This window comes from Haloarcula limicola (assembly GCF_010119205.1).
GTDB lineage: Archaea > Halobacteriota > Halobacteria > Halobacteriales > Haloarculaceae > Haloarcula > Haloarcula limicola.
Genome location: NZ_WRXM01000003.1, coordinates 278,287 through 304,141 on the forward strand (window position 1 = coordinate 278,287; position 25,855 = coordinate 304,141).

Consider the following 25,855-nt stretch of genomic DNA (forward strand, 5'->3'; position numbering starts at 1 on the left):
AACGTACCAACTGACGAAGAAGGCCGTCACTTAGGTTTACGACGTCCCGGTTCGATGTCACGAGCGGGATGTCCGATTACGATCGACTCTTGGTCCCAACGGACGGCAGCGCCGTTGCGGAGGCAGCGAGCGAAACCGCTATTGAATTTGCCCGTCAATTCGATGCCGCTCTTCACGTGATTCACGTTCTCGAATCCGAGGAAGTCCCGGCCGACGGTGACGACGACGCGGCCCGAGAGCGCGACAGCCGCAGCGAGGAGGCAACAACGACTATCGCTGGAATGGCGAGAGACGCGGGCGTCGAGACGCGAACCGCGTCTCTCGACGAACGCGAATCCGTCCACGACACGAGCCTCGGATACGCCGACGAACTCGATATCGACTGTATCGTCATGGGCACGCACGGCCGAACTGGCTTGGATCGGTATCTCCTCGGGAGCGTTACCGAACGGGTCACTCGGCTTACGGACGTCCAGTCCTCACGATCCGAGAGCGAGCGGCCGGCGAAGGAGGTCCCCGAAATTGAACGCTAACCTTCGTGCGCCTGTCACGAGGCTGTAGAGACAGAGTACCCGTGGATTCGACTCTCGACGAGATACTGACACAGGGGCGCACGTCGGGCCCGTTAGTCGTCGGTGCTCTCGTCTCCCTGCTACTGTTCCTGTTCGCGGTCCAGTTGCTGGGTGCGTCCACAGCGGCCGCGGCTGCGCCGCTCGAACGGTTCTTCGGGCGGTACGTCACCGGAAATGGGCGAGCCCTAGGTGCGAGCTGGCTCGCCACGTACGTACTCACTAACGGGTCAGTGGTAGCGGCCCTCTCCATCTCGCTGTTCGAGACCGGGGTCCTCACGGCCTCACAGCTGTTCCTGATGCTCGCCGGTTCACGCCTCGGGGGTGCCGCCATCGTCCTCCTGATCGGGGCGCTCGACTACTTCCAGAAGCGGCGCTATTCGTTCAGTGAGTCGACCAGGCTGGGGATACTGACTTTTCTCTTGTCACATTCGGTCTATCTACCGGCGACTGTCCTCGGGTACTTCCTGTTGCCGGTACTTCAGACGGGATTCGAGGGTGTCAGTAGCCGGATCGAACTCTCGGTTCGTCCGCTGGCGGCCTTCGATCCCGCGACGGGAGCCGTCGTCGATACCGTCGGCGTGGGCCCGGGGCTCGTGGTGGCCGTTCTCGTGCTGTTCGGAAGCATCACGCTCTTCGACCGGGTGCTCAAGCGGATCGACACCGAATGGCTCCGCGAGCGGTTCTTTCGCCGATTTCAGCACAAGTGGACTTCGTTTGGACTCGGCGTCCTCATCACCGGCGTGACGACCAGCGTCGCGTTCTCGCTGGGGGTGGTCGTCCCCCTCTATAACCGCGACTACATCGAACGGCGGGAGATCGTTCCCTACGTTCTGGGAGCGAACATCGGCACCTTCTTCGATACGGTGGTCGTCGCCGTACTGCTGGAATCCCCACGGGGCGTGGCTATCGTGTTATCACTCGTGGCCGTCGGGGCGACTATCACAGTCGGAGCGCTGGTTCGGTTTTCGACGTACTTCCGGGCCGTCGAGACCATCCAAACTCGACTCGTTGCCGACCGTCGGTACCTACTCGGGTTTCTCGTCTCGTTGGGTGTCCTCCCGATATTGCTGGTTCTCCTCCCGTTCTAGTTCTGCGGTCGAGACAGTCTGTTCCGGCAGGAGCGAGTTCCGCGATACGGTGACGTCACCCTCGCGGACATCCGCTCCTGCGCCGACGCGTGTCTCCGACTGCACCGCTGAGTATGACCGCCGTACAGTCAGACCGCGCTCTTTCGCGACCGACCGGGTTATCCCTTCACCGTGGAGTCGCTCGTTTCAGGCATCCGTGGCCATCTCTCGCTCGATCTCGTCGAAAAGCGCACGCACGCGGTCCCGGATCCCGTCGCGAATCTCTCGGACACGATCGAGGTCTTTTCCGTCGGGATCGTCGAGCGCCCAGTCGCGGACGTCGACGTCGGAGTCGTCGGCATCGAGTTCGAGCGTCGAACACCCCATGGTGGCGACGTAGTCACACGATTCGAGTTCGACCGTCGAGATCTCCCGCGGCGTCCGCTCCGAGAGGTCGAATCCCGCTTCGCGCATCACCTCGACGACGACGTCGTGAACGCGCTCGGCGGGATGGGTTCCGCCGGTGAGAATCTCGACCGCGTCGTCGAGCTCTCGACGCTCCCGCTCGCGCTCGGCGAACGCGGTCGACATCTGCGACCGCCCGGCGTTCTGGACACAGACGAAGGCGACGGTGGTGGTCACGCGACCACCCCTCGCCGGGCGGACAGAGCACGTCGCGCCGCGGGTGCGACGGCGTTCCCGACGCAGACGAACGCGACTCGAACCGGCGTCTCGGTCATCGCTCGGCCCCTCGCGTCTCGTCGAGGGCAGTCAGCAGCGCCTCGGCCCGGTCGGTCGCCTCGTAGTACCGCCAGGTGCCGTCCTTTCGCCGCGCGACGAGCCCGGCGTCGTGGAGATCGGAGAGGGCGTGACTGATCGCGCTGTCGCTGACGTCCACGGTCGGGTTGATCTCGCAGACACACAGCTCCCGATCCGCGGCCTTCAGCAACCGGACGATACTGTATCGCGTCTCGTTCCCCAGCGTCTTGAGTGCGGTCAGGTCGGCGTCGGGATCCGGCGGGGTCTCCGACTGACACGAGCGCAGCGAATCGAGCCGCCCCTCGATATCCGCGTCACAGCACTCACCGCTCTCCTCGGTGATGAGACGTTCCAGTCGTTCCGTCTGTGAGCTCATGGATGAGTGGTTGAACAGTCATGCATATAGCTGCGTCGAGATAGAGGGCGGGTTCAGGGGGTTACGCGACGCGCATTCGGTATCGCCACGAGAAGATGCATCGAGGCCGCCAGCCCCGAGTGCGGGAGCCGGGGTCGGAGTTACCGCCGCTCCAGTAACCACGCGGCGAGCGCGACCGGACCGACGACCCACGCGAGGGCAGTTACGAGCGTGACCGGGATCGACAGCCCCGCCTCGCGGACGGCCGCGGCGAGCCCGCCCGCGAGAGCGTCGAACTGGGCCAGCGCCAGCACGCGGAAGCAGGCCGCCGGATTCGTCAGGACGGCGACGACGACGCCGGTCTCCGAGAGGTCGAGCGCCGCAATAGCGCCCAGTGCGAACAGCTCGTGGAGCAGGACGAACCAGAGCCAGACCGCCAGCGCGAGCCCCAGCGCGTGCGTCCGTTCGCGGGCCACCGTCGAGACCAGCAGGCCGAGCGCGAGGAATCCGCAGGCCGCGAGCAGCGCCGCGAGGGCGACGACGGCGTACGGACCGACGGCGTCCGGGCCGGTCAGGGCGGTCGCGAGCACGAGTCCGGGCGCGAAACCGACGAGCAGCGACCCGGCGAGCGCGCCGGCTCGACCCGCGTACTTCCCGACGACGACGGTCCATGCGGGGGCCGGAAGCGACCTGACGAGCGCCAGCGACCCGCTCGCCTCGGGCCCGACGACGGCGTCGTAGCCGACCGCCAGCGCGACCAGCGGGACGAGGTAGACGCCGAGTTCGACCAGGCTCACCAACGCGGCGTCGAACCGGCCCGGACCCGCGGTGGAGGCCCCGAAGGCCACGACGGCGACCGAGAAGGCGGCGAAGACGAGCGTCGCGCCCAGGCTCCACCGCCGCCGCATCGCCAGCCGGTACTCGCGGGTCGCGAGCGCCCACGTTTTTCCGAGCGTGTCCCGCACTCTGTTCGCCGTATCACCGCTCAACGCCGGCGACTCGCGGACGTACCCGCCGTCCGTCTCGGCGTCGTCCGGCCGGGTCGATTCGGTCACGCGCGCTCCCCCCGGTCGGCTACGGCGGTCCGGAACGCCGACTCCAGCCCCGGTTCTCGGACGGCGAACCGCTCGACGTCGCCGCTCTCGTGTATCGCTTCGAGGACGGCGAGGGCCCGCGTCGGGGCGCACTCGACGACCAGCTCCGCGCCGTCCCCGGTCACGCGTTCGACGCCGTCGCGGGACCGGAGTCGCTCGGCGGCCGAGTCCGCGTCCCCGTCGCCTACCGCCGCGCGAACGGTGACGTTCTCGCCCGTCTGCCGCCGGAGCGCGTCGACGTCGTCGTCGGCGACGACTCGACCGTCGTGAACGACGGCCGCTCGGTCACACAGCGCCTCCACCTCCCCGAGGACGTGCGAGGAGAAGACGACGGTGACGTCGGTGGCCGACGCGACCGCGCCGAGCACGTCGTGGAACGCTTCGACGCCGTACGGGTCCAACCCCGCCGTGGGCTCGTCGAGCAGGAGGACGGCCGGGTCGGCGACGAGGACGGTCCCCAACCCGAGGCGGCGCGCCATCCCGTTCGAGTAGCCCTCGACCCGGCGGTCGGCCGCGTCGGTCAGCCCGACGGTCTCCAGGACGCGGGCGACGCGGCGGTCGCGGCGCTCGGCGTCGACACCGCGCATCCGGGCGTGGAACCGCAGCACCTCTCGACCGGTCAGTTCGTCGGGGAACCCGGCGTGCTCGGGGAGGTATCCCACCCGTCGCCGAGTGCCGACCCCCTCCGTCGGGTCGCGGTCGAGCACCGCGACGGACCCCGCGTCGGGGCTCCGGAGGCCGACCAGCAGTTCGAACAGCGTCGTCTTCCCGGCCCCGTTCGTCCCGAGTAGCCCGACCGTCTCGCCCCGTTCGATCCGCAGGCTGAGCCCGTCGAGGGCCGTCACCGCGCCGTACTCCTTCCGTGCGTTCTCGACCTCAATTGCGTACATAGTATCGTCTCCAGTCGTCGTGGGGTGGCTCGGTCAGCGGTCGCTCGTCGACGACGCCCGGGACGTCGAGGAGCGGAACGGTACGCTCGGCGCGACGGACGGCGTCGAACGCCGGACTGGACGCGAAAATCCGTGCGCTCGGGTGCTCGACGAGGAGGCGCTGGACGGCACCGGCGGGCTCGTAGCGGCCGTCGCCGACGCGGTCGTCGTCGACGTCGGTCACCGTCGCGTCGCCCCAGTAGTTACCGACGCTCTCGTTCCACGTCACCCGCTCGCCGACGACGGCCCACACAGCCTCGCCGTTGCGCAGGAACGTGTTGTTCGAGACGCGCTCCTCGACGCTCCCGGCGGTGAGGTGGACGCCCACGTCGTTCTCCAGCACCAGGTTCCGCCGCACGTCGTTGTGCAGCGAGTTGTAGAGGAACAGCCCGTTCTCGTTACCCACGAGGTCGTTCCCCCGGACGGTCGTCTCGTCGATGCTCTTGAGCAGGATGCCGTGACCGCTCGACCCGGTGTTGTTGACGGCGACGTTGCCGACGACGGTCAGGCGCTTCGAGACCATCAGCGCGTAGCCGACGTCGTTGTTCGCGGCGGTGTTGTTCGCCAGCCGGTTGTCGTCCGAGTACATGTAGTGGACGCCGTAGCGCACGTCCCAGACGACGTTCCCCCGCGCGACGACCTCGCTGGCCCACGAGTAGTAGAGCCCGTCGCGGACGTCGGTTATCCGGTTGCCCTCGATCACCGAATCCTCGGTCTTCCAGATCTGAATCCCGTTGCCGCGGTCGGTCAGCGGCGTGATTCGCTCGCGACCGCGGACGGTGTTGTTCGCCACGCGGGCGTCGCTGACGCCGTCGAGCCAGACGCCGAACGTCGCCTCGGTGATTCGGCTGTCGCGCAGCGTGACGCCGTCGCCCTCGACGAGGACGGCGGCGTCGTTGGTCTCGGTGCGGTACCCGGAGTTGCGGACCCAGAGGTCCCGCACGGTGACGCCATCGGCGGCGACGGTGAGGACGTCGCCCGACCCGTCGCCGTCGATTACAGCGGCGTCGGGGCCGTCGCCGACGAGCGTCACGTTCGGCGTCTCGACGACGACGCGCTCCTCGAACCGCCCGTCGAGGCGGACGGTGTCGCCCGGCCGCGCCGCGTCCAGCGCGGCGGCGACGCTGTCGTATCGCTCCCCGTCGACGCGGGCCACGCCGTCGTCCGTCGGCAGTTCGGGGTTCTCCTCGACGTCGGGTAGCTCGATGCCGACGCGGCGATCGGTACCGGCGGCCGGCGCGCTCCCGGTCGCCGTCCCCGCCGCGACGAGAGTGCCCAACAGGAGCCCGACCGACAGCAGCGCGAACGCCCGCTCGCGGCCGAACGTCGGGCTCATCGCTCGCTCCGTGCCGGCGGCGTCTCCGGCGAGTCGTCGCCGCCGAGGACGCGCTCTCGGACGGCGCGCCCGCGACCGGCCACCCGGCCGGGGAGCTCGCCGACCGTCACCGCCGTGTCGCGGTAGTAGTACGCGATCACGAGCAGCGCGATGGCCGCGCCCGCCATGAACCCGCCCGTCCCGAAGTGGGAGGTGCTCGTGATGTTCGCCACCTCGTATCTGCCCCACAGCGGCGGCGTGAACCCGTCGACGCCCATGACCGGCGCGTCGGGGTCGAGCGCGTGCCCCGACTGGTAGAGGCGGTACTGGATGTCGGCGAGCATGACGCCGAACACCGTCGCGGAGCCGACGAGCTGCCACGTCAGGCCCCGCTTCAGCTTCTCTACCGTCGGCGCGACGGCGACGAAGACGGCGAGCAGCGACGCGGCGACGAACGCGAACGGTCCGGCCGACCACTCGGGGACGTCGATGGCCCGCGGGTGCGGGGCGTAGTTCGGCTGCCAGTACACCGGATCCGGGTAGTAGAACCCGATGTAGTGGTTGAGCCGCGCGACCTCGGTGTAGTCGCCGGCGATGTGCGGGTAGGCGTACAGCTCGAGGTGCAGTACCGTCTCGGGATACTGGACCGCCTCGATGTGGATGTGCCACATCGGGAACAGCAGCGCCCCCGCGAACAGTAGCGCGGCGAGCGCCGGCAGGCCGCGGCGGACCTCGCGGAAGTCGGAGCGTGATGGCAGGTTCATGGGCAGTTCGGTGTGGGCGAAGCGAAATCGGTCGGCGGCGCGGTACGTCGGGTCTCCGGAGTCCTCGCGGCGATCACTCGCTCGGCTCGACGATCATGCGACTGCGCATCTCCAGGTGCAGCGCCGAGCAGAAGTACGTGCAGTAGATCCAGTAGACGCCGGGGTCGTCGGCGGTGAAGGTGACCTCGCGGGTGTCCTGCGGCGCGACGGCGAGGTTCACGTCGTGTTCCGGGATGGCGACGCCGTGGATGATGTCCTGCACGCCCTCGATGTTGGTCATCGTCAGTCGCACCTCGTCGCCCTGCTTGACGGTGAACTCCGGCAGACCGTACTCGGAGCGCTTGGTCGAGGCCTTGACGTGGACCGAGGACTCGCCGGTGCGTTCGACGCCGGAGTCTTTCTCCTCGACGTAGGGTTTCTCGCCTTCGTAGTCGGTCCTGTCGTAGACCTTCTTCGGCGAGATCTTGTCCCTGTGCGCGAAGACGCAGTCGTGCGGTTCGGGGTAGGCCGGGTGGTCGGCGACCAGTTCCATCTCCTTCTCGCCCTGTCCGATGTGGATCAGCTGGTCGTTGTCGGGCATGATGGGGCCGACCGGGAGGAACCGGTCCTTCGAGAGCTTGTTCAGGACGACGAGCCACTCGCCGTCGGGGTCGGTCGTCATCGCCTCCAGCGCCTGGATGTGGCCGGGGTTGTAGTGGACGTCCAACTTCTCGATTATCGGATCCTCGGACCCGTTCTCGGCGTCGACGGCCGCCTCGATGTCCCACTTCGCGACCTGCGAGTCGATGAAGAGGGACGTGTAGGCGTGGCCGTTGCCGTCGAAGGTGGTGTGCAGCGGCCCGAGACCGACCTTCGGTCGGCCGACGACGGCGTCCGCCGGGTCGGAGACCGAGCCGAGCTTCTCGAGGTCCAGCATCGTCACCGTCGGCGATAGCTTCCCCGCGATGAAGGCGTACTTCCCGTCGGGGCCGACCTCGACGCAGTGGGGGCTCTTCGGCGTCGGAATGTACTGGACGACGGGGCGATCCCCCTCGTTCAGTGCACTGGATCTCGTCCCGTCGACGATGGGCACGCCGTTGACCGTCCGGTCGTACCGCCCGTTCTCGACGGCTTTCTCGATGGCGGGGATGTCGAACGCCTTGAGGTAGTCCCGGTCGTCGCGGGTCATCCCCTGGATGTCCGTCGCCTCCTCGCTGTTGTAACAGGACGCGATGGCCCAGCGGCCCTCCTTGCCCGTATCGACGATGTCGAGGTTGCCGTCGACCGATACCTGCCACTTCGTCTCCATCGTCTCCGGGTCGACGGCGACGAACAGCGACTCGTAGGCGTCGGGGTCATTCACGGCGGTCCCGTCGTTGGGCACCGGGGCTCGGAACTCGCCGTTGCCGAGGACGTACTTCGTATCGGGCGAGAGGACGGAACAGCCGTGGATGGCCTGCATGTTCGGGACGTCCAGAATCGCGTCCGTCTCGAAGTACTTCAGGTTCACCCGGGCGATGCGGCCGTTGGCCTTGTCGTTGACGAACAGGTACTCGCCGTCGTAGTCGCCGTCGGTCTCCGAGAGGTTCGGGTGGTGGTTGTCCCCCCACGTGTAGCCGCCGCCCTCCTCTAACAGCGCGCTCGTCTCGTCGTCGTAGCCGTAGCCGGACGCGCAGTCGGTGTTGAACACCGGGATGCGGGTCAGTTCACGCATCGACGGGATGCCGACGACGCGGAGCTCGCCGGAGTGGCCGCCCGACCAGAAGCCGTAGTACTCGTCGTGCTCGCCCGGTGCGACCCTGTGGTCGACGCCGGAGTCGGACGAGCCGGACTGGCCGCCGCTCCCGCCGCCGGGGGAGAACCGGGAGCAGCCGGCGACCGCGCCCATCGCGCCGGCCGCGATGCCGGTCTTCATGAAGTCACGCCGGTCGATCTCCAGCCCGGCCAGTTCGAGCGTCGGCCCCTCGTCGTCGGGGACCGGTTCGTCGACCTCGGCCAGGACGCTCTCCAGTCGCCGTTCGTACTCGTCGACGACTTCCCCGGGACTGCGCCGCTCGCTCTCGTCGGCGTCGGAGCCCATCTATACCACCTCCACCGTGCCGACCATCCCGTTCATCTCGTGCGGGACGCAGTAGTACTCGTAGGTGCCCTTCGTCTCGAAGGTGTGAGAGTAGCTCTCGCCCTTCGGGACGTTGCCCTTCTGCCCGCTCCCGTAACCGTCCTTGGCCGCCTGCTGACTGTCGAAGCCGCCTGAGGCGAAGTACGCCGCGCCGTCGGGTATCTTGCCCTCGTAGGCGGTAACGGTGTGGCCGATACTACCGGTGTTCTTCCACGTGACTTCGGTGCCGGCCGTGACCTCGATAGACTTCGGTTCGAACGTGAGCTCGTCGGTCATCTCGACCGTGCTCGTCTGCGCCGCGCCGCCGCTCGCTTCGGTCGTCGGTTCGCTGCCGCCGTCGCCGCCGGAGCCGTCATCCCCGTCCGTGGACGACCCACCGCTGTTCGAACAGCCGGCGAGCGCGATGCCGCCGGTCGTTACCGCCGTCGCTCGGAGGAACTGCCGCCGTGATTGCGTGTTGCGGTTCATCGACATCCGGTGCTCGCTTCCCTGCGACCATATACCGTCGAGCGGATTTCGAGCGCGCGGGAACGGGGGCGAACTGGTTCGCCCGCTTTTATAGATACCCCCGAGCGGCGGCGGAAAGCCCGCTCACTCCCCCGAGCGGACGCCGACCTCCGCGTCGGTGAGGTAACACTGCGGGTCGGGCGCGAACAGGTCGTCGTGGACGGTGAGCGCCCGGAGACGCGACCCGCCGCGACAGACGCTGCGGTACCGACGGTCGGCGCATCGCCCGGTCAGCTGCTCGTCCCTGTTCCGGAGTGCGTTCAGGAGCGGGTCCGACTCGTCGGCCCAGATCGCGCCGAACGGCCGGTCGCGAACGTTGCCCAGCGAGTAGCCCTGCCAGAACTGCGTCGGGTGGACGTTTCCCTCATAGTCGACGTTGGCCACGCGCTCTGTGCGTACGTCCCCGAGGGCTACGACGGGCCGCTTCCCGGAGAGGAGCGCGCGGACGGCACGACGTAGCGACGTGTTCCTCGACGGGACACGCTGACCGCACCATCGTGTCCCGCGTCCCGCACAGCGGCCCCACCCTTCCCAGCGCGTGAGAATCCGCGAGCGTAGTTTATATACCGTCACCGTACACTCTGTTGATGACAGCCGAAACCTACTCGCGACGGAGCGTCCTTCGAGCGGGTGCAGGCGTCGCCGTGGGCGGCGCTGCGCTCGGAAACGCGCGCCCCGCACGCGCACAGACCGCCTTCGACGGGTGGCTGGACGGGGTGGAGAACTACGACGGCGTGGTCGACGAGACCGGGAGCGACTCGGTCACTATCGAGGTCGGCGCGGAGGCCAACGGCGGCAACTTCGGCTTCGGGCCGGCGGCCGTCCGCGTCGACCCCGGCACGACCGTGACCTGGGAGTGGGTCAACGGCAGCCACAACGTCGTCGACGACGCCGGTAACTTCGAGAGCGAGATGTCGGGCGAGGCCGGCTTCACGTTCGAGCAGACGTTCGAGGAGACCGGCGTGGTGAAGTACTTCTGCCTCCCGCACAAGTCGATGGGGATGAAAGGCGTCGTCGTCGTCGGCGACGCCGAGGTCGGCGGAAGCGGCGGATCGGGGAGCGCGGACGGCGGCCTCAGCAACGCTGACCTGGGCACGGCGGCGCTCGCGCTGTCGCTGGTCGCCGGCCTCCTGTCGCCGCTGGCGTTCGCCCCCGTCCTCAAGCGGGACGACGATCGGTAGCGGCGACCGCCCCCGAACGTGTTCGGGGAAACCCTCGCTATCGGGAGGCGAGAACCCCCGCGTATGCAGCCTCCCGACCCGATTCTGCGAGAGACCGGCGCGCCGACCGACGGTCCCGTCGAGACGCTGGACGTCGCCGCCGCCGGCCCGCCCGCGCCGCTCCGGCGGACGCTCGAACTGCTGCCGACCCTCGACGACGACGTCGTGCTCGTCCAGTACAACGACCGGGCACCGCAACACCTCTACCCGAAGCTCGACGACCGCGGCTACGCCTACGAGACGGTCGAACGCGGCGATTCGGTCGTCACCGTCGTCTGGCGGGAACCGTGACGCGCCGGTCGCCAACGGCGGAGGACGAGCCGCCCCGGCGACGCGACCGAGCGGAGACCGTCCGCGACGAGGCCGTCGAGCGCGCCTGCTCGCGGCTGCGGGCGCAGGGCGGCCTCTCCGCGGAACAGCGGGCCGCCGTCGAAGAGCTGGCTGACCGCCTCCTCGAACGGCTGTTACCCGTCTCACTCGCTCTCCAGCAGTAGCGCCGCCTCGCGAAAGTACGGCGTTCCGGCGGCGTCGAGGGCGGGTCGCCGACCGGCGACTACCCCTTCGAGAGGACGACGAGCGCGCGTGCGTCCGTGACCGCTTCGGGCGATATCTGACGCTCGCCGTCGAAGCGGAGCACGTCGCCCGCCGAGAGGTCGTGCGTCTCCCCGTCGAGGTCGAGCGCGATCTCGCCCTCGAGGACGTGAAAGAGTATCCGGCGCTCGGGGTGGTCGTGGGGCGGGACGCGCTGCTCGGCCGAGAGCGACAGGTGGACCGTGCGGGGTTCGCCCTCGAACAGCGCGGTCCGGCCCTCGCTCTCGGCCGCGTCGACGTTCGCTCGTTCGACGCCCATCCGACTCACTCCTTGGGGAGCGTCGCGACGAACTCGCCGGCGTCGCGTCGCTCACAGGTGTAGTTCTCGGCGTCGAAGGCCTCGACTTCGGCCTGGAACTCGTAGAACAGCGGCTTCGGTTCGTGGTCGTTGACGATCTCCAGGACGGTGCCGCTGTCGAGCGCCTCGAACGCCGCGTGGATCATCGGGTGGCGTTCCGGCGGCGGGACGTCGCGCAGGTCGAGCGTGGTTTCGGGCATACGACCGGAGCTACCGCCCGGTCACCGGAGACGATTGCCGCGGACATGTTCGGGTCTATCGGGGTTCCTCACGCCTCCGGCTCGAACTCCCCCTGCGAGAGGCCGCGTCTGACCGGGTCGTGGGCGGCGTCGCCTGGCGGCGGCGCGGTCACGAGCGTCGCCGTCAGCTCGGACTCGGCGCGGACCCCGCGGGCCTCGCCGGCCGGGACGACCACCACGGAACCGGGTTCGACGCGATGGTCGGTCTCGCCCTCGCGCACGGTCCCCTCGCCCTCGTGGACCGTGATGGCCACGTCGCTGTCGGGCGCGTGGACGGGGATGAACTGGCCCGGCCGGAAGTACCCCAGGACCACCTTCTGCGCCGCCGACTCCGCGAGGACGTGCGCGCGGAACCGGTCGTCGTCGAACTCGCGTTCGCTGTCGAAATCTGTCGCGACCATATCGAGCGGTGGTCGCCCCGCTCCCTCCCCCTTGCCCCGAACACGTTCGGGAGCAGAGATAGACGCGTCGCCGGCGAACCGCCGCCCATGAACCTCCCGCGGCTGTTCGACACCGACGGCGACGAGACGTTCGACAGCTACGGCGGATTCGCCGCCGACTCCCTCCCCGAACCCGGCCCGTTCCTCGCCGACCACGACGTGCTGACCGGTCGGGAACACGCCGCGTTCCACCGGCTCTCGCGGGAGTGCTTCGAGGAGCGCGGCGTCTACGACGTCACGTTCGGCTACAACCTGGCTCGGCTCAATCTCGATCGCCGGCACTCCGACAGCGGCTTCCGCTACGCGCGCGAGGCCGACGACCCGTCGGTCCTCCGCGCGGAGTTCACGCCGACGACGGAGTTCTGCCCGCAGAGCGATACGCTCACGCTCGGCGCGTTCCGCGCGTGGAACGGGACGCTCGAACGTCACGAGTACGACCTCGTGCGCGTCCGAACGGCCCCGATGCACCAGCAGGCGGTCGCCATCAACGAGCGGTTACGCCACCGGGAAGCGCAGTTCCGAGAGACGGGCGACCTCTCGACCGGCGACGGGACCGTCGGCGAGTCGTCCGGCGATATCCCCTTCTGAAGTCATTCGCGGCGTCCGTCGGCACTCGCTGCCCCATCCGGCGACGCCCCCGCTCGGGTCGGGGAGAACCTACCGAGGAGGAGGCCACCGACCGAGTGCCGACTGTGGTTGCGGAGGACGGACCACATGTTCACGGCAAATGCGAAAACGCCTAGACCGACGAGGACGCCACCGACGCTACGGAGCGCCACCGCCGCGGGGACGAGGTCAGCCGCGGCGAGGAGCGCCGTGCCGCTGACCAGCAGCGCCGCGTCGGTGGCGGCGAGCCTGCCGTGGTAGAGGTCGTCGATCATGGGGACGTCCTCGAACCCGAGCAGGTCGCTGTATCGGTGGACCCAGACGACGAACGGGACGACGTGGTAGAGCGTCCCGAGGACGACGAACCCGACGGTCCCGAGGACGAGGAGGTGCGTCGTCCCCGGACCGCCCAGCAGATGCGTCCGCGCGAGCGGGTCGGTCGCCCACGCCGGGACGGTCAGGAGCGCCCACGCCGAGAGCGAGAGCGCGACCACGGCGTAGCGCGTGTGCATCGGCGTCCGCTCGACTCGCATCTCGAACAGTCTACGGGCGAGTATCGCCCCGACCGAGAGCGCGGCGAGACAGACGAGTAGGCCGCCGAGCGCGGCGGCCGGCTCCGAGCCGACGAGCCGGCCGACGGCCAGGAGCGCGACGCCGACCGGGTGGCCGACCTCCTCGGTCCGTTTGAGGTGGTCGTCGATACCGTGGAGTTCCGTCTGCGTGAACATCGTCGCGAGCTGGTACAGCGCGCCGTAGACCGTCGTGAGCACCGCTCCGAAGACGGCCAGCGTCGCGTGTGCCAGCACGACGTTCGACCGGGTCACCGGGAACTGCGCGAGGACCGGTCGGGTGAAGTCGACCGCGAGCGCGAGCCCGAGCGCGGTGAGAGCGACGAAGAACCCGAGCGACAGGGCGAAGTGACGCTCGGTGACGTCGAGCCGGCCCGCGCGAGCCAGCGTCCGACCGACGTTGTAGGCGAACACCCAGAACCCGGCGAGCATCGCGGCCCCGAACACCGGGAGGAGGGCGAGCGTGCTGAGGAGCAGCGAGGCGACGAACCCGGTGAGTCCGGCGGTGACGAGGGCGAGCTGGACGGTGGCCAGCCGGCGCGAGTGGAGCGGGACGCCCGACCAGACCGGGACGAACTGCGTCATCGCGCCCATGATCGTGATACAGACCCAGCCGATCAGAAACAGGTGCACGAGGGCGAGCCGTCCCAGCCCGGGCACGACGCCGGCGACCAGTCCGACCCCGACGACCGACCCGGCGAGCAGCGCGGTCAGTCCCACCCAGAAGTGACGGAGCGGGACGGTCATCGGCGGCTGTAAGTCGGTGTCGACGCGTCCGGGGATAGCGGCCATGACTCTCGGTACGAACCGGTCCTCCCTTCCGGTGTCTCCGAACATGTTCGCGATCCGCGTCGGCGTATGCGCCGGCGGGGGCGGCGACGACGACTCGGGCGCACCGTCGCCCGTTACTCGACGTGCACTCTCGTGACGTGGCCGCCGCAACCGCACCGCTCGACGTACTCGTAGTCGACGGCGTCCCCGTACGTCGCTTCGAGGTGAGGATAGAGGTATCCCTCGGGGTGACCGTGCGCGCCGTGCGTGACGAGGTTGACGTGGTAACCCGGTGCCGTGTGTTCGACGGCGTCGACGGCGTGAGCGAGGACGAGAGAGCGGTCCGCCGCGTGGCGGGGTTCCTCTAAGTTCGCCGACCACGAGTTCTCGTGGACGCGGTCTGTCACCGGTTCTGCGTCGCCGCGGGAGCGGTCACTCATAGTCGGATACCGGCGCTCCGCCGGGGTGAACGCTTACCCGAACGCATTCGTCACTCACAGCGCGCCGCGAGGGAGTCGAACTGGGCGTTCAGTTCGACGCGGCGCTGGCGGTCGATGACGGTGGCGTCGAGCAGCGGGCCGACGAGGCGGGCCTGCAACGCGAACTCGGTCGTAGCGCGCACCTCGACGCCGTCGGCCGTCTCCGCGAGGTCGTACCGCGTGACCATCTCCTCGAAGACGCCGTCGCGCTGTTCGTAGGCCAGCACCGCGTCCGGGTCGTCGACGACATCGAGGACCAGCTCGATCGTCACGAGACCGACGCTGTTGGCGAGGGTGACGACGTCGCCGTCGACGGTCACGTCGTCGAACCCGCCCGCGCGCATGAACTCGCTGACGTCCAGTATCGCCGCTCGGACGCAGTCGGGGTCGGCGTCGAGTTCGCGCGTCACCGTGACAGTTCGCACGACTGCGACTTCGCGTCCCTCGCAGTCGAATGTTCCGAAAGCGGGCGAACGAGAGGCGAACATGTTCGGCAACACTGATGGGGAGCCGGGGCGAAGATGTTCGCGTACGATGCCAGAGGCGAAACTCCGACTGACGGTTCCATCGGACATCTGGATCGGCGACATCACCCGGGACCACCCCGAGACGCGGGTGCGAGTGCTCGCGGCGATTCCAGACGGCCTGACCGGCGTCGGGCTGGCGGAGGTGGCCGGGCCGGACGCCGCCGCGGTGGTGGCCGAGATGGCCGACGAGGAGGAACTGACCGACTTCGAGACGCTCCAACGCCGGGACGGGGAGGCGCTCGTCCAGTTCGAGACGACGAACCCGCTGCTCCTGTTCCCCGCACGCGGGTCGGGGACCCCGCTCCAGATGCCGTTCGACATCCGGGACGGCGTGGCCAACTGGGAGGTGACCGCGCCGAACGACCGGCTCTCGGCGCTGGGCGAGCAGTTAGAGGAGTTCGGCATCCAGTTCACCGTCGACTACGTCCACCAGCACGCGGCGAGCGAGCAGTTGCTGACCGACCGCCAGCGGGAGATCGTCGCGACCGCCGTCGAGGAGGGCTACTACGACACGCCGCGCGGCTGTTCGCTGACCGAACTGGCCGAGACGGTCGGCATCGCCAAGTCCTCGTGTAGCGATACGCTCCACCGGGCCGAGGAGGCGATAGTCAAGTCGTTCGTCGAGGGACGGGTCACCGACGAGCGGCCGTCGGCGTGACGGCGTCGGCGTCGAACCGAGCCTCGAACAGTTTACCGATGGCCGCCGCCACGTGTTCCGCGAACGTCGAGCGACAGATGCCCAGCGCGTCGGCGACGTCGCCGGCGTTGGCCCCCTTCGGATACTCGAAGTACCCCATCTCGTAGGCCGTCCGAACCACCTCGCGCTGGCGGCCGGTGAGCCCTTCTCCGGAGAGCGACGCCACCGCGTCGTCTGTGTCCCCCGCGGCCGTCAGCCGTCGGACGCGGACGCCGTCGAACGCCGCCCGGAGGCGCTCGACGACCGTTCGGACCGTCGCCAGTTCCTCGACGACGACGGTCACGAAGAGCGTCCCGTCCTCGGCCCGGACGTCGGTCGCGGGGCCGGCGATCCGTTCGACGACCTCGCAGACGCAGTCGCTCGCCGCGTCGCGCTCGAAGCGGTATATCGTCTCCGACTCGGTGGTCGCGACCGCGTCGAGGTCCGGAATGGTCTCCTCGACCGACGCGTGCGCGGGGAGCCTGAACTCCTCGGTGATAGCGCCGTCACCGCGGAGCGACGTGCGAGCGACGTCCGTGACTCGCTCGCCGGCCCGTTCCGAGGCTTCAGCGACCGGACAGCGGCCGGGGGAGCCGACCGCGAACTCGACTACGAGTCCCATACGCCGAGCTACGCCGCTACCGACGGAGTGGCCGTCGGCGAACATGTTCGGTCCCGGTAACGCGGTCCGGGCGCTACGCGAAGAGCCCGGTCGAGAGATATCGTTCGCCGGTGTCCGGAAGGACGACGACGACAGTTTCCTCCGGCGCGTCGGTGGCGATCCGCTCCGCGACTGCGAGCGCGGCTCCCGACGATATCCCGACGAGCAGACCCTGTTCGCTGGCGAGTCGACGAGCGGCCGCGGTCGCCTGGTCCGATTCGACGGCGCGGACCCCGTCCAGCAGCTCGGTCCGGAGCACTTCCGGGACGAACCCGGCACCGATGCCCTGTATCGAGTGACCCCCCGGCTCGCCGCCCGAGAGCACCGCCGAGTCGGCGGGTTCGACGGCGACCGACTGGACGTCGGCGTCGCGGTCGGCTTTCAGCGCCGCCGAGACGCCCGTGATGGTCCCGCCGGTCCCGACGCCCGCGACGACGGCGTCGACCTCGCCGTCGGTCGCCCGCCAGATCTCCGGGCCGGTGGTCTCCCGGTGGACGCGGGGGTTCGCGAGGTTGGCGAACTGCTGTGGGACGAAACTGTTCTCGCGTTCGTCGGCGATGGCCTCCGCCGCCTCGACGGCCTCGGCCATCCCGCCGTCGGCCGGCGTGAGGACGAGGTCGGCCCCCAGCGCGCGGAGGAGGTCGCGCCGCTCCTCGCTCATCGACTCCGGCATCGTCAACACGAGGTCGTATCCCTCGGCCGCCGCTGCGACGGCGAGCCCGATCCCGGTGTTGCCGCTGGTCGGTTCGACGACCGTCCCGCCCGGTTCGAGGTGTCCCGTCTCGCGGGCCCGTTCGAGCATGGCGACGGCGACCCGGTCCTTCACCGACCCGCCCGGGTTGGCCGCTTCGACCTTGCCGAGCAGGTTCGGCGCGAACGCGTCGAGCCGCAGGAGGGGCGTTTCGCCGACTAGCTCCGTGACGTCGCTGGCTACGTCCATCGCGTCGTAGTTCGCGGCGCCGCCCCGTCACTTCCAACCCCCCGAATTACGGGTGTTCAAAGCGGATCGCGGCCGGATAGGGACCGATCGCCAGCGTCCGAACGTGTTCGAGCGAACGGCTACGCGGCCGCGGCGTCGACTACTCGCCATGTCTTCGGACACGACGCTCGACGTCCGCGACGGCGACGAAGAACCGTTCACTCGCATCACAGCGGCCCTGTCCGACCTCGAGAGCGACGAGACGCTCGAACTCGTCAACAGTTTCGAGCCGGAGCCGCTCTACGACGTCTTGCGCAGCCGCGGCTTCGAGTACGAGACCGAACGGGTCACCGACGACCTGTGGCGCGTCCGCATCACCCGCGAATGACTCGGCGGCGGTCGACGACTGCTGCGGACGGTGGGGTTTTCCGTCCCGATGCCGTCGACGTAGGTATGGCCGGGCTCATCCAGCGAACGGCGCGAGCGATCGACGACATGTGGCAGTCGATCTGGCACGAGTCGAGCCGCGCCGAGAAGATAGTGATCGCGATCATACTGCTCGTTACGGGACTGGCTATTCCGGTGATCCCGATCGTCTGGATCGCCCGGATCATCGCCAACTGAGCGCTGCAGGCGGACGAAGGGCGCTTCACTCCAACGGAGTCTCGGCTCGGCCCCTCGCGAGTTGGCTATATCGTAGAGTGTATCTGAGGACCTACACCGTAGAGTCTATCTAAGTAGCTATACCGTATAGCCCACCTGTAGAGTTTGCTCTGTAACCGATGACGACGGCCGATCCGGTTCGAGTTCACCGGAGGGGACCCGTCGGGAGCAAGTGGGTATTCGGACCCGAGAAGGTGAACTACTGATTCGGCCCGGACCCGCGCGGCCCGCCCGTGGCGAAGGTCGTCATGTTCGGGTAGTCGGCGATCAGTCCGTCCGCGCCCAACTCGATCGGGGCGCGCGCTTCCCGCCACGTGTCGACTGTCCAGACGTTCACCTCCCGACCCTCGTCGTGGGCCGTCTCGACGAGGTCGCCGTCGAGCACTCCGAGCGAGCAGTTGACCGCCTGGGCGTCGAGTTCGCGGGCGACCTCCAGGTTCTCGGTAGTGTTTCGCCCGAAGATCGGAGCCACGTCGACGCGCGGCGAGACGTCTTTCACCGCCCGGAGCGCGTCCGGGTCGAACGAGGAGACGTAGAACCGCTCCGACTCGCACGACGCGATACGCAGGACGCGCTCCGCGAACTCCGTCCAGGAGAGCGGGCCGGACGCCTTAAACTCGATGTTCATGGTGACGTTCGGGTCGGCCGCTTCGAGCGCCCCCGCGAGCGTCGGAACCGTCTCGCCGGAGCCGAGGACCTCGGCGTCGAGGACCGTCTCCGCGGGCGTCTCGGCGACGGGTCCCGATCCGTCCGTGAGGTCGTCGAGTCGCTCGTCGTGGAAGACGACGATCTCGCCGTCACTCGTCGCGACGACGTCGATCTCGATCCGGTCGGCACCCAGCCGCGACGCGCCCTCGACGGCGGCGACCGTGTTCTGCGGGAACACGTCCCTGAATCCGCGGTGTGCCGTCACGTGCAAGCCGTCGCGTGACCGGCGCTCTCGACTCCGAGCCGCCCTCCCCGCGACAGTGCCGCTCGCCGCCGTCAGCCCGAGCATCGCCCCCGTGGTCTTGACCATGTTTCGTCGTGAGACGCCCGTCGCCAGATAGGTTGTGCCTCGCGTCATCACCTATCTCGGCACGGACGACCCGTATGAGATTTGATATGAGGTCTCTATCCCGTTCGGTACGTCTCCGAGCGGATATGCGTCGGCCCGTACCGATACCGAACCGATCGAACGGAACGAATCGGCCGGTCGTATCTCACCCGCCTCGGCGGTTCTACAGGGCGGTTCGTCGCGACTTCGTCCGGCAGTAGCGGCCGATATATCTCTTTTCCGTCACGACGGATCACTCACGGATCGAGCACTTCAGGCATCTGAATACAGAACGATATGCATGCAATAGCAAAGCATGCAAGCAAGTTCCCCAAGTGAAAGGAGAAGCCACATCGACCCATCGTATATCCGATTCAGCGAGCGCTTCGGCGCTCGTCCGGCAGTCGCGATAGCCCGCTAGAAAATCCATGAGTTCGGACGAACAATCGCAGATCGAAGGGACGCTGTTACAACGCACGGGTGCCCGTCTCTCCGAACGCGTCGAACGGTGGATGCCGAGCCCGTTCATCTTCGCCATCCTCCTCACGTACATCGTCTTCATCATCGGTATCCTGGTCGAGGGAGCCGGTCCGGTGCAGATGGTTCAGTACTGGTTCGACGGCTTCTGGGTGTTGCTGTCGTTTACTATGCAAGCAGTATTGATCCTGGTGACCGGCTTCGTGCTGGCCTATCACCCGTTCATCCAGAACCAGATCAAGCGACTGCTCTCGATTCCCTCGACCGCGAGACAGGGGCTTCTGCTGGTGTCGCTGATAGCGATGGTGACGGCGTGGTTCCACTGGGGTCTCGGCCTCATCGTCGGCGCGCTGCTGGCGCGCGAGATGGGCCGTCAGGCGAACGAACGGGGACTGAACATCCACTACCCGCTGCTCTGCGTGGCCGGGTATATGGGACTCGCGCTGACCTGGAACATGGGTCTCTCGGGGGCGTCCGTCCTCCTGATGAACACCCCGGGTAACATCTTCATCGAGCAGGGGATCATCGACCAGCTCGTCCCCGTCACCGAGACGATATTCCACCCGTACATGGTGTCGCTGCTGGTCATCAGCATCGCCTACTCGATGGTCGTGCTCTACTTCCTCTCGCCGCCCGACTCCCAGTCGGAGGGAATCACCGAGTTCCTGCCGGAGAGCGAGCTGACCGAGGCGAACGTCCGGGCCGGCGAGACGACCGCGACCGACGGGTCGGGAGAGGAGGGTCCCGAGAAGGACCGCGTCGGCGACGACGCACCGGACTCCCCGACGCCGTCCGACAAGATGAACAACAGCCGCCTTATCGGCGGCGTCATCGCGGTGACCGGCGTCGTCTTCGCCATATACACGTTCGCGACGAGAGGGCTGAACGCGCTGAACCTCAACACGGTGAACTTCGCGTTCCTGTTCATCGGGTTCGCCCTGTTCACGAGCCCGCAGGCCTACGAGGAGCGGTTCGCCGAGGCCATCGACTCGACCGGCGACATCATCCTCCAGTTCCCCTTCTACGCGGGGATCATCGGGATGACGCAAAACTCCGGTCTCGCGGAGACTATCGCGGAATCGATCGTGAGCTTCGCGGGGCCGGAGACGTACCCGGCCGCAGTGGTCATCATCTCGGCGCTCGTCAACACGTTCGTCCCGTCGGGCGGCGGCGAGTGGACCGTCATCGGACCCATCGTCGTCCCCGCGGCACAGGACCTCGGCGTTCCGCTGGGGCAGACGCTGGTCGCCTACACGTTCGGCGCGTCGCTCGCGGACCTCGTCCAGCCGTTCTGGGCGCTCCCGCTGCTGGCGATCACCGACATGCGCGCCCGGGACATCTTCGGCTACGCGATCATGATGCTGTTGCTGATGCTCCCGTTCGTCCTCATCGCCGTCATCGTCATCCCGTACGCCGGCGGCTTCTGGACGAGTATCGTGCCGTTCTAACCGCGGCACGCCGTCTTCCGGCGGCGCGTCGATAGCCGCGGTTCGCTTGTATTTCCCGGTCCAGCGAATTTATCCGAGGCCGTCGTCGGTCCGACAATGAGCGACGAAACGACCGAGTCCGCCGGCGGTTCCCCGACGCTGGGCGACGGGGTGACGCGGCGGGCGCTCCTCGCGGCTGGCGTGTTCGGCGTCGGCTTCAGCGGGCTGATCGACGTGCTCGTCCTACACCACGTCCTCCAGTGGCATCACCTCGTCTCGGCCGTCTACCCGCAGGACACGCTCTCCGGGCTCCGGACGAACATCCTCGCGGACGGGCTGTTCTCGCTGACGATGCTCTCGATCATGTGCGTCGGCGGCGGGTTGCTCTGGCAGTCCGAACGACGGACCGCACAGCCGCTGGCCCTGCGACCGATAGCGGGCGCGGCCGTCGTCGGACTGGGCGTCTTCGACCTCTTCGACGTGGTCGTCGACCACGTCCTGCTGGGCCTGCATCAGCCGCTCTCGCAAGCCGGCCGATACAACCCCCACTGGGCGGCGGTCAGCCTCCTCCTCATCGCCGCCGGGTACTACGTCTACAGGACCGGGACGGGCGGTCGAGACGGTGGTTCGACGGGGGCCGCGTGAGCGGTTTCGGAGGCCAGTGGCGCATGAACGCGCCGACACTCGCCGCGGGTCCCCTTTCGGTGCTCTCTCTGGGCCCGCTTCACGCCGGGCCGGCGGCGGCACCGGCCCCCGGCTGGCTGGTGCTGTTCGCCGCCGTCCTCGGCCTCTGGGCCGTCATCGCGGTCGGCGTCGTCCTCGGCGACAAGCTCCTCGTCCGCCTCGGGGAGCCGAAGTGATAGCAGTCAGTCCCGGACAGTAACAGTGACGCCCAGCGGCTCGTAGGCGTTATTACCGTACCCCTTCTGGTTCCAGGGGTACTCTCCGTCCTCGATGCCGCGACGGCCCGCGTCGGGGTCGGAGACCGTCGCCGGCTGCGTCCGCCCCCGTTCGTCGGTCGCCCTGGAGAGCAGCGTGTGCTCGCCCGCCTCGCACTCCCAGACGTACCGGAACTTCCGGACGGTGTACCGCCCGAGTTCCGGGCCGACGAACGACGCCTCGTCCCACGTCTCGCCGCCGTCGGTCGAGACTTCCACGCCCGCGACCGAATCGTCGCCGGACCACGCGACGCCGGTGAGTTCGACGCGGCCGTCGGACGCGGGAGCGAGTTCCGCGCCGTCCTCCGGCGAGGTGAGCAGCGATTTGACGAGCTGGTCGAAGAAGTAGGCGTTCCGAATCCCCTCCTCGCCTCGCATCTGGTCCTGCGTATCGAAGGTCTCGACATCGGCGTGGCGCTTCGGTTCGTCGTCCTGTGCCGGGAGGAGCCGATAGGAGGACTGCTGGTACTTTGTGTAGTCTCGCCCGTCTCTCGACTCCCACGCCTCGCCGTTGACCATCTCGTCCATCACGTGCAGCCGTTCGACCCACTTCACGCTGTTGTTGCCGAACCAGCCGGGAACGAGCAACCTGACCGGGAAGCCGTGCTCCGCGCTCATCGGCTTTCCGTTCATCTCGTAGGCCAGCAGGCAGTCCTCCAGAGCTTTCTCCATGGGGACCGAGCGCGCGAACACGTCCTCGTCCTCCTTGGCTTCGCCGCCGACGGCGGTGAGCCAGAGTCCGTCGTCGGTGTCGGCTCCGCGGTCCTCCAGAATCGCCCGAACCGGCGTCCCCGTCCAGATGGCGTTGCCGACGGCACCGACCGTCCACTGATCGCCTTCGGCGTCGGGCGAGAAATACGCGCGACCGTTGCCCGAGCACTCCATCATGTGCATCACGGAGTCGGTCGGATAGCCGTGCTTCAGTTCGTCCATCGAGAGGTCGGCGGTCGATTCGACGAGACCGGTCAGCGAGACGGTCCACTCGCTCTCGTCGATGTCCGGCGTGCGATGGTGGTTCCTGATGTAGTGTTGCTCGCGCGGCGTCAGGTAGTCTTCGAGGTGGGCACGCGACGCGGTCTGTGCGTTGTCGGGATCGGCGGAGAGGCGTTCGAGGCCGGGATAGCGGTCCACGAACGAACCCGTCGAGTTCCGAGACGCGCCGTTCTCGTCGCTGTTTTTCGAGGGCATATTGGGGATTCCAGATTCCGTAACTGGAACTACCTAGTCTGTGCTTGCGTGTGAAACCGCGCCATCCTCGGCGCCCGAATACGGCGTACTGAACCCTGCCGCTCGCTGTAACCACCGAGCTGTGTCTGGGTTTCGACTCGACCTCTCAAGTCCTATAAATATCCCTCGCAGGTACAAGGAGAGGTAGTAACCCGTTGGGAGGTGACAGTATAGACGAGAACGAGAGGTCCTACACTGGTGAATTCGAGAACTACCGACCAACAGTTACGGGGGACGGCGCTGTCCGAATCGACGGACAGCCAGTACCTCGTCGTCTCGAACAGGGAGCCCTACCGCCACGACTGGGAGGGAGACGACATCACCGTCGACCGACCGAACGGCGGTCTAACGAGCGGGCTAGACGGCGCGATGCGGCGGCTCGGCGGGACGTGGATCGCCTGGGGCGACGGCGACGCCGACCGCGAGGTCGTCGACGACGAGAACCGCGTGCAGGTCCCACCGGACGCCGACGAGGACCAGTACACGCTCGAACGCGTCTGGCTCTCCGAGGAAGAGCAGGAGAACTACTACCTCGGGTTCAGCAATCGGGTCCTCTGGCCCATCTGTCACGCGGCGCTGACCAAGGTGGAGAGCGAGCGCCGGCACTGGGAGGCCTACCGCGAGGTGAACCGGCGCTTCGCGGACACCGTCGCCGAGCGGGTGGACGAGGAGTCGGTCGTCTGGCTGCAGGACTACCACTTCGGACTCGCCCCGAGCATGATTCGGGAACGGACGGAGCACGACCCGGCGATCGCCCACTTCTGGCACATCCCGTGGCCCGGTCCGGACACCTTCCGCGCGTGCCCCCACGGCGAGGAGATACTGCGCGGCCTGCTCGGCAACGACCTGCTGGGCTTCCACGTCGACCGGTACTGCGAGAACTTCCTGCGCTGCGTCGACGAGCTGATCCCCATGGCGACGGTGGACTTAGACGCCGGCGTCGTCCACCAACCGGACGGGCGGCTCACCGTCCGGTCGTTCCCGCTCGGGGTGGAAGCGGACCGAATTCAGGAGCAGTCCACCGGAGCGGCGTCGCACGCTCGCTTCCGGGAGTTCGCCGACGAGCACGGCATCGACGCCGACGGGATGCTGGCGCTCGGCGTCGACAGACTGGACTACACGAAGGGGATTCCCGAGCGCCTGCAAGCGCTCGAACGGCTCTTCGAAGAGCAGCCGGACCTTCGGGAGTCGTTCACCTACGTGCAGATCGGCTCGGAGAGCCGCTCGGAGATCCCCGCCTACGAAGCGGTGCAGGCGGAGGTCGCCGAGGCGGTCGAGCGCATCAACGACCGGTTCGGGACCGACGACTGGCGACCGGTAGTCTACGAGACGGGCTACGTCTCCAACGAGACGCTGTACGCGCTCTACCGGGCGGCCGACGCCGCGCTCGTCAGTCCGATCCGCGACGGGATGAACCTCGTCGCCCAGGAGTACGTCGCCGCGCAGGCCGAGGATCCGGGCGCGCTCGTCCTGAGCGAGCAGGCCGGTATCCACGACCGGGTCGGCGACGACGTGCTCTCGGTGACGCCTCAGAACACCGACGAGTTCGCAAGCGCTATCCGCGAGGCGCTCGCGATGTCAGATAAGGAGCGAGAACGCCGGATGACCTCACTTCGCCGCGAGATCCAGCGCAACGACCTCGAATCGTGGACCGAGACGATGCTCGACGAGATCGCCGTCGTCGACGCGTCGCGGCACGGGCGATAACTCCCGTGCCCGAGATGACCACGCCGCCGTCGGCGCTCTCGAACCGAGAGCAGATCGCCCGAGCGCTCGACGGGAGCGACGGCCTCCTGCTGGGCGTGGACTTCGACGGCACGCTCGCCCCGATCGTCCCCGACCCCGACGACGCGGCGATAACCGACAGCGCGCGCGAGTCGCTCGTCGACCTGGCGAAGCACCCCCGCGTGACCGTCGCCGCGGTCAGCGGCCGCGAGCTCTCCGACCTCGTCGACCGGGTCGACATCGATGGGCTCGTCTACGCCGGGAACCACGGGCTGGAGATCAGGGCGGGCGAGACCACGTTCGTCCACCCGGCGGCGGCGCGCCAGCGGGCGCAGATCCGGCACCTGAGCGAGCGGCTCCGGGACCGACTGACCGACTTTCCGGAGTGTACCGTCGAGAACAAGAGCCTGACCGCGACCGTCCACGTCAGGGGGAGCGACCACGCGGCGCGGGTCGCTTCGGCGACCGAGACGTTCGTGGCCGAGGCGGAGAACGACGTTCGAGTCGTCCCCGGAAAGTGCGTGCGAGAGCTGCGCCCGGCCGTCGAGTGGGACAAGGGCGCGGCGATGGAGCTGCTGGCCGAGGCCGCATCCGACGGGTACCGACCGCTGTATATCGGCGACGACACGACCGACGAGGACGGCTTCCGGGCGGTGCAACCCGACGGCGTCGCCGCGAAGGTCGGTACCGTCGCCGAGACGGGGACGGCGGCGGACTTCGAGCTACGCGAACAGGCGGCGGTGCCGCGGCTGCTCGACTGGCTGTCCGAGTACGCCGACGAGCGGTGGACGAGTGAGCGGCATGACAGCCCGTCGAGGCAGCAGTTGCGCGCGGACGACCTTCGGGACACGGAAGACGAGTTCGTCGTCCGGAACGAGTAATCCGGAACGTCGGACAGCTGCGCGA

32 protein-coding genes and 1 pseudogene are annotated in these 25,855 nt (G+C 68.2%); 14 read left to right on the forward strand and 19 right to left on the reverse strand.

The features are described from left to right. Positions 1 to 68: 68 nt before the first annotated feature. Entirely contained in the window at positions 69 to 533 is a 465-nt protein-coding gene (locus GO488_RS16295) for a universal stress protein (protein ID WP_162318903.1), read from the forward strand. A 41-nt stretch (positions 534 to 574) separates the two neighbouring features. After that, positions 575 to 1,660, forward strand: a complete 1,086-nt coding sequence (locus GO488_RS16300; RefSeq protein WP_162318904.1) for a sodium:phosphate symporter — start codon at positions 575 to 577, stop codon at positions 1,658 to 1,660. A 186-nt stretch (positions 1,661 to 1,846) separates the two neighbouring features. On the opposite strand, the gene GO488_RS16305 is transcribed toward GO488_RS16300, so the two are convergent. The 9 genes and pseudogenes from GO488_RS16305 to GO488_RS16345 all read right to left on the reverse strand — a co-directional run. Continuing rightward, positions 1,847 to 2,281 (reverse strand): arsenate-mycothiol transferase ArsC, encoded by a 435-nt coding sequence (locus GO488_RS16305; protein ID WP_162318905.1) that lies wholly within the window; start codon positions 2,279 to 2,281, stop codon positions 1,847 to 1,849. Between the two features lie 94 nt (positions 2,282 to 2,375). Continuing rightward, complete coding sequence (locus GO488_RS16310) at positions 2,376 to 2,774, reverse strand: ArsR/SmtB family transcription factor (RefSeq protein ID WP_162318906.1); 399 nt, start codon at positions 2,772 to 2,774, stop codon at positions 2,376 to 2,378. Positions 2,775 to 2,914: 140 nt separating this feature from the next. Beyond that, positions 2,915 to 3,808, reverse strand: coding sequence for an ABC transporter permease (locus tag GO488_RS16315; RefSeq protein ID WP_162318907.1), 894 nt, complete (start codon positions 3,806 to 3,808; stop codon positions 2,915 to 2,917). Then, on the reverse strand, positions 3,805 to 4,737 hold the full coding sequence (locus GO488_RS16320) for an ABC transporter ATP-binding protein (protein WP_162318908.1): 933 nt from the start codon (positions 4,735 to 4,737) through the stop codon (positions 3,805 to 3,807). Before GO488_RS16320 ends, GO488_RS16315 begins: the two co-directional genes overlap by 4 nt. Next, positions 4,724 to 6,112, reverse strand: a complete 1,389-nt coding sequence (gene nosD / locus GO488_RS16325; protein WP_162318909.1) for a nitrous oxide reductase family maturation protein NosD — start codon at positions 6,110 to 6,112, stop codon at positions 4,724 to 4,726. Before nosD ends, GO488_RS16320 begins: the two co-directional genes overlap by 14 nt. Next, on the reverse strand, positions 6,109 to 6,855 hold the full coding sequence (locus GO488_RS16330; protein WP_162318910.1) for a hypothetical protein: 747 nt from the start codon (positions 6,853 to 6,855) through the stop codon (positions 6,109 to 6,111). Before GO488_RS16330 ends, nosD begins: the two co-directional genes overlap by 4 nt. A 73-nt stretch (positions 6,856 to 6,928) precedes the next feature. Then, a complete protein-coding gene (gene nosZ / locus GO488_RS16335) occupies positions 6,929 to 8,914 on the reverse strand; it encodes a TAT-dependent nitrous-oxide reductase (protein ID WP_162318911.1) in 1,986 nt (661 codons plus the stop codon). Next, positions 8,915 to 9,427 (reverse strand): plastocyanin/azurin family copper-binding protein, encoded by a 513-nt coding sequence (locus GO488_RS16340; RefSeq protein ID WP_422111225.1) that lies wholly within the window; start codon positions 9,425 to 9,427, stop codon positions 8,915 to 8,917. A 117-nt stretch (positions 9,428 to 9,544) separates the two neighbouring features. Beyond that, positions 9,545 to 9,865 (reverse strand): annotated as a pseudogene (locus GO488_RS16345) (SPASM domain-containing protein); the annotation flags it as partial. A gap of 182 nt (positions 9,866 to 10,047) precedes the next feature. On the opposite strand from GO488_RS16345, the gene GO488_RS16350 reads away from it, so the two are divergent. From GO488_RS16350 to GO488_RS16360, 3 genes are all read left to right on the forward strand, one after another. After that, a complete protein-coding gene (locus tag GO488_RS16350) occupies positions 10,048 to 10,641 on the forward strand; it encodes a halocyanin domain-containing protein (protein ID WP_162318913.1) in 594 nt (197 codons plus the stop codon). Between the two features lie 63 nt (positions 10,642 to 10,704). Beyond that, positions 10,705 to 10,971 carry a DUF2249 domain-containing protein gene (locus GO488_RS16355; RefSeq protein WP_162318914.1) on the forward strand — a complete coding sequence of 89 codons (267 nt, stop codon included), beginning with the start codon at positions 10,705 to 10,707 and terminating at the stop codon, positions 10,969 to 10,971. Continuing rightward, entirely contained in the window at positions 10,968 to 11,174 is a 207-nt protein-coding gene (locus GO488_RS16360) for a glutamyl-tRNA reductase (RefSeq protein ID WP_162318915.1), read from the forward strand. Before GO488_RS16355 ends, GO488_RS16360 begins: the two co-directional genes overlap by 4 nt. Before the next feature lie 59 nt (positions 11,175 to 11,233). Here the strand turns inward: GO488_RS16360 and GO488_RS16365 are convergent, their stop codons facing one another. From GO488_RS16365 to GO488_RS16375, 3 genes are all read right to left on the reverse strand, one after another. Then, a complete protein-coding gene (locus tag GO488_RS16365; RefSeq protein ID WP_162318916.1) occupies positions 11,234 to 11,530 on the reverse strand; it encodes a cupin domain-containing protein in 297 nt (98 codons plus the stop codon). Between the two features lie 5 nt (positions 11,531 to 11,535). Continuing rightward, the gene (locus GO488_RS16370) at positions 11,536 to 11,769 is read right to left on the reverse strand and encodes a DUF2249 domain-containing protein (RefSeq protein WP_162318917.1); all 234 of its coding nucleotides are present in this window, start codon (positions 11,767 to 11,769) and stop codon (positions 11,536 to 11,538) included. A gap of 68 nt (positions 11,770 to 11,837) precedes the next feature. Continuing rightward, on the reverse strand, positions 11,838 to 12,209 hold the full coding sequence (locus GO488_RS16375; RefSeq protein ID WP_162318918.1) for a cupin domain-containing protein: 372 nt from the start codon (positions 12,207 to 12,209) through the stop codon (positions 11,838 to 11,840). 87 nt (positions 12,210 to 12,296) lie between these two features. Here GO488_RS16375 and GO488_RS16380 point away from each other — a divergent pair, with 87 nt between their 5' ends. Then, the gene (locus GO488_RS16380; protein WP_162318919.1) at positions 12,297 to 12,836 is read left to right on the forward strand and encodes a DUF7998 family protein; all 540 of its coding nucleotides are present in this window, start codon (positions 12,297 to 12,299) and stop codon (positions 12,834 to 12,836) included. 2 nt (positions 12,837 to 12,838) lie between these two features. On the opposite strand, the gene GO488_RS16385 is transcribed toward GO488_RS16380, so the two are convergent. The 3 genes from GO488_RS16385 to GO488_RS16395 form a co-directional block, all read right to left on the reverse strand. After that, positions 12,839 to 14,215, reverse strand: coding sequence for a hypothetical protein (locus GO488_RS16385; RefSeq protein WP_162318920.1), 1,377 nt, complete (start codon positions 14,213 to 14,215; stop codon positions 12,839 to 12,841). Positions 14,216 to 14,328: 113 nt separating this feature from the next. Continuing rightward, positions 14,329 to 14,634, reverse strand: a complete 306-nt coding sequence (locus GO488_RS16390; protein ID WP_162318921.1) for a CGCGG family putative rSAM-modified RiPP protein — start codon at positions 14,632 to 14,634, stop codon at positions 14,329 to 14,331. 50 nt (positions 14,635 to 14,684) lie between these two features. Further along, positions 14,685 to 15,098 (reverse strand): SRPBCC family protein, encoded by a 414-nt coding sequence (locus GO488_RS16395; protein ID WP_162318922.1) that lies wholly within the window; start codon positions 15,096 to 15,098, stop codon positions 14,685 to 14,687. A gap of 109 nt (positions 15,099 to 15,207) precedes the next feature. On the opposite strand from GO488_RS16395, the gene GO488_RS16400 reads away from it, so the two are divergent. Further along, on the forward strand, positions 15,208 to 15,858 hold the full coding sequence (locus GO488_RS16400; RefSeq protein ID WP_162318923.1) for a helix-turn-helix domain-containing protein: 651 nt from the start codon (positions 15,208 to 15,210) through the stop codon (positions 15,856 to 15,858). On the opposite strand, the gene GO488_RS16405 is transcribed toward GO488_RS16400, so the two are convergent. Together GO488_RS16405 and cysK are read right to left on the reverse strand one after the other, a co-directional pair. After that, the gene (locus GO488_RS16405) at positions 15,833 to 16,498 is read right to left on the reverse strand and encodes a helix-turn-helix domain-containing protein (RefSeq protein ID WP_162318924.1); all 666 of its coding nucleotides are present in this window, start codon (positions 16,496 to 16,498) and stop codon (positions 15,833 to 15,835) included. The genes GO488_RS16400 and GO488_RS16405 overlap by 26 nt on opposite strands. A gap of 73 nt (positions 16,499 to 16,571) precedes the next feature. Next, on the reverse strand, positions 16,572 to 17,477 hold the full coding sequence (cysK, locus tag GO488_RS16410) for a cysteine synthase A (protein WP_162318925.1): 906 nt from the start codon (positions 17,475 to 17,477) through the stop codon (positions 16,572 to 16,574). A gap of 148 nt (positions 17,478 to 17,625) precedes the next feature. Between cysK and GO488_RS16415 the strand changes: the two genes are divergently transcribed. Both GO488_RS16415 and GO488_RS19715 read left to right on the forward strand, forming a co-directional pair. Beyond that, positions 17,626 to 17,844: a DUF2249 domain-containing protein gene (locus GO488_RS16415; protein ID WP_162318926.1), complete on the forward strand. Its 219-nt coding sequence runs from the start codon at positions 17,626 to 17,628 to the stop codon at positions 17,842 to 17,844. A gap of 65 nt (positions 17,845 to 17,909) precedes the next feature. Continuing rightward, a complete protein-coding gene (locus tag GO488_RS19715; protein ID WP_164509652.1) occupies positions 17,910 to 18,080 on the forward strand; it encodes a hypothetical protein in 171 nt (56 codons plus the stop codon). Between the two features lie 238 nt (positions 18,081 to 18,318). On the opposite strand, the gene GO488_RS16420 is transcribed toward GO488_RS19715, so the two are convergent. Next, positions 18,319 to 19,185 carry a glycerophosphodiester phosphodiesterase gene (locus tag GO488_RS16420; protein ID WP_162318927.1) on the reverse strand — a complete coding sequence of 289 codons (867 nt, stop codon included), beginning with the start codon at positions 19,183 to 19,185 and terminating at the stop codon, positions 18,319 to 18,321. A gap of 398 nt (positions 19,186 to 19,583) precedes the next feature. Between GO488_RS16420 and GO488_RS16425 the strand changes: the two genes are divergently transcribed. The 3 genes from GO488_RS16425 to GO488_RS16435 all read left to right on the forward strand — a co-directional run bounded on the left by GO488_RS16425 (position 19,584) and on the right by GO488_RS16435 (position 21,919). Further along, positions 19,584 to 21,080 carry a short-chain fatty acid transporter gene (locus GO488_RS16425; RefSeq protein ID WP_162318928.1) on the forward strand — a complete coding sequence of 499 codons (1,497 nt, stop codon included), beginning with the start codon at positions 19,584 to 19,586 and terminating at the stop codon, positions 21,078 to 21,080. Between the two features lie 96 nt (positions 21,081 to 21,176). Then, the gene (locus GO488_RS16430; RefSeq protein ID WP_162318929.1) at positions 21,177 to 21,704 is read left to right on the forward strand and encodes a DUF2243 domain-containing protein; all 528 of its coding nucleotides are present in this window, start codon (positions 21,177 to 21,179) and stop codon (positions 21,702 to 21,704) included. A 23-nt stretch (positions 21,705 to 21,727) separates the two neighbouring features. Beyond that, positions 21,728 to 21,919 (forward strand): hypothetical protein, encoded by a 192-nt coding sequence (locus tag GO488_RS16435; protein ID WP_162318664.1) that lies wholly within the window; start codon positions 21,728 to 21,730, stop codon positions 21,917 to 21,919. Between the two features lie 6 nt (positions 21,920 to 21,925). Here the strand turns inward: GO488_RS16435 and GO488_RS16440 are convergent, their stop codons facing one another. Further along, positions 21,926 to 23,185, reverse strand: a complete 1,260-nt coding sequence (locus GO488_RS16440) for a sulfite oxidase (protein ID WP_162318930.1) — start codon at positions 23,183 to 23,185, stop codon at positions 21,926 to 21,928. Between the two features lie 237 nt (positions 23,186 to 23,422). Here GO488_RS16440 and GO488_RS16445 point away from each other — a divergent pair, with 237 nt between their 5' ends. Next, on the forward strand, positions 23,423 to 24,931 hold the full coding sequence (locus tag GO488_RS16445; protein WP_241692957.1) for an alpha,alpha-trehalose-phosphate synthase (UDP-forming): 1,509 nt from the start codon (positions 23,423 to 23,425) through the stop codon (positions 24,929 to 24,931). A 14-nt stretch (positions 24,932 to 24,945) separates the two neighbouring features. Next, entirely contained in the window at positions 24,946 to 25,830 is an 885-nt protein-coding gene (otsB, locus tag GO488_RS16450) for a trehalose-phosphatase (RefSeq protein ID WP_241692966.1), read from the forward strand. Positions 25,831 to 25,855 lie beyond the last annotated feature (25 nt).

Bases quoted from the DNA above. Each gene is read 5' to 3' on its own strand.
- GO488_RS16330 (WP_162318910.1), bottom strand. From the start codon at position 6,855: ATGAACCTGCCATCACGCTCCGACTTCCGCGAGGTCCGCCGCGGCCTG.
- GO488_RS16405 (WP_162318924.1), bottom strand. From the start codon at position 16,498: ATGGGACTCGTAGTCGAGTTCGCGGTCGGCTCCCCCGGCCGCTGTCCG.
- GO488_RS16355 (WP_162318914.1), top strand. From the start codon at position 10,705: ATGCAGCCTCCCGACCCGATTCTGCGAGAGACCGGCGCGCCGACCGAC.
- GO488_RS16385 (WP_162318920.1), bottom strand. From the start codon at position 14,215: ATGGCCGCTATCCCCGGACGCGTCGACACCGACTTACAGCCGCCGATG.
- GO488_RS16350 (WP_162318913.1), top strand. From the start codon at position 10,048: ATGACAGCCGAAACCTACTCGCGACGGAGCGTCCTTCGAGCGGGTGCA.
- nosD (WP_162318909.1), bottom strand. From the start codon at position 6,112: ATGAGCCCGACGTTCGGCCGCGAGCGGGCGTTCGCGCTGCTGTCGGTC.
- cysK (WP_162318925.1), bottom strand. From the start codon at position 17,477: ATGGACGTAGCCAGCGACGTCACGGAGCTAGTCGGCGAAACGCCCCTC.
- GO488_RS16420 (WP_162318927.1), bottom strand. From the start codon at position 19,185: ATGACGCGAGGCACAACCTATCTGGCGACGGGCGTCTCACGACGAAAC.
- GO488_RS16400 (WP_162318923.1), top strand. From the start codon at position 15,208: ATGCCAGAGGCGAAACTCCGACTGACGGTTCCATCGGACATCTGGATC.
- GO488_RS16415 (WP_162318926.1), top strand. From the start codon at position 17,626: ATGTCTTCGGACACGACGCTCGACGTCCGCGACGGCGACGAAGAACCG.
- nosZ (WP_162318911.1), bottom strand. From the start codon at position 8,914: ATGGGCTCCGACGCCGACGAGAGCGAGCGGCGCAGTCCCGGGGAAGTC.
- GO488_RS16430 (WP_162318929.1), top strand. From the start codon at position 21,177: ATGAGCGACGAAACGACCGAGTCCGCCGGCGGTTCCCCGACGCTGGGC.
- GO488_RS16425 (WP_162318928.1), top strand. From the start codon at position 19,584: ATGAGTTCGGACGAACAATCGCAGATCGAAGGGACGCTGTTACAACGC.
- GO488_RS16390 (WP_162318921.1), bottom strand. From the start codon at position 14,634: ATGAGTGACCGCTCCCGCGGCGACGCAGAACCGGTGACAGACCGCGTC.
- GO488_RS16365 (WP_162318916.1), bottom strand. From the start codon at position 11,530: ATGGGCGTCGAACGAGCGAACGTCGACGCGGCCGAGAGCGAGGGCCGG.
- GO488_RS19715 (WP_164509652.1), top strand. From the start codon at position 17,910: ATGGCCGGGCTCATCCAGCGAACGGCGCGAGCGATCGACGACATGTGG.
- GO488_RS16295 (WP_162318903.1), top strand. From the start codon at position 69: ATGTCCGATTACGATCGACTCTTGGTCCCAACGGACGGCAGCGCCGTT.
- GO488_RS16440 (WP_162318930.1), bottom strand. From the start codon at position 23,185: ATGCCCTCGAAAAACAGCGACGAGAACGGCGCGTCTCGGAACTCGACG.
- GO488_RS16320 (WP_162318908.1), bottom strand. From the start codon at position 4,737: ATGTACGCAATTGAGGTCGAGAACGCACGGAAGGAGTACGGCGCGGTG.
- GO488_RS16375 (WP_162318918.1), bottom strand. From the start codon at position 12,209: ATGGTCGCGACAGATTTCGACAGCGAACGCGAGTTCGACGACGACCGG.
- otsB (WP_241692966.1), top strand. From the start codon at position 24,946: ATGACCACGCCGCCGTCGGCGCTCTCGAACCGAGAGCAGATCGCCCGA.
- GO488_RS16370 (WP_162318917.1), bottom strand. From the start codon at position 11,769: ATGCCCGAAACCACGCTCGACCTGCGCGACGTCCCGCCGCCGGAACGC.
- GO488_RS16310 (WP_162318906.1), bottom strand. From the start codon at position 2,774: ATGAGCTCACAGACGGAACGACTGGAACGTCTCATCACCGAGGAGAGC.
- GO488_RS16380 (WP_162318919.1), top strand. From the start codon at position 12,297: ATGAACCTCCCGCGGCTGTTCGACACCGACGGCGACGAGACGTTCGAC.
- GO488_RS16340 (WP_422111225.1), bottom strand. From the start codon at position 9,427: ATGTCGATGAACCGCAACACGCAATCACGGCGGCAGTTCCTCCGAGCG.
- GO488_RS16435 (WP_162318664.1), top strand. From the start codon at position 21,728: ATGAACGCGCCGACACTCGCCGCGGGTCCCCTTTCGGTGCTCTCTCTG.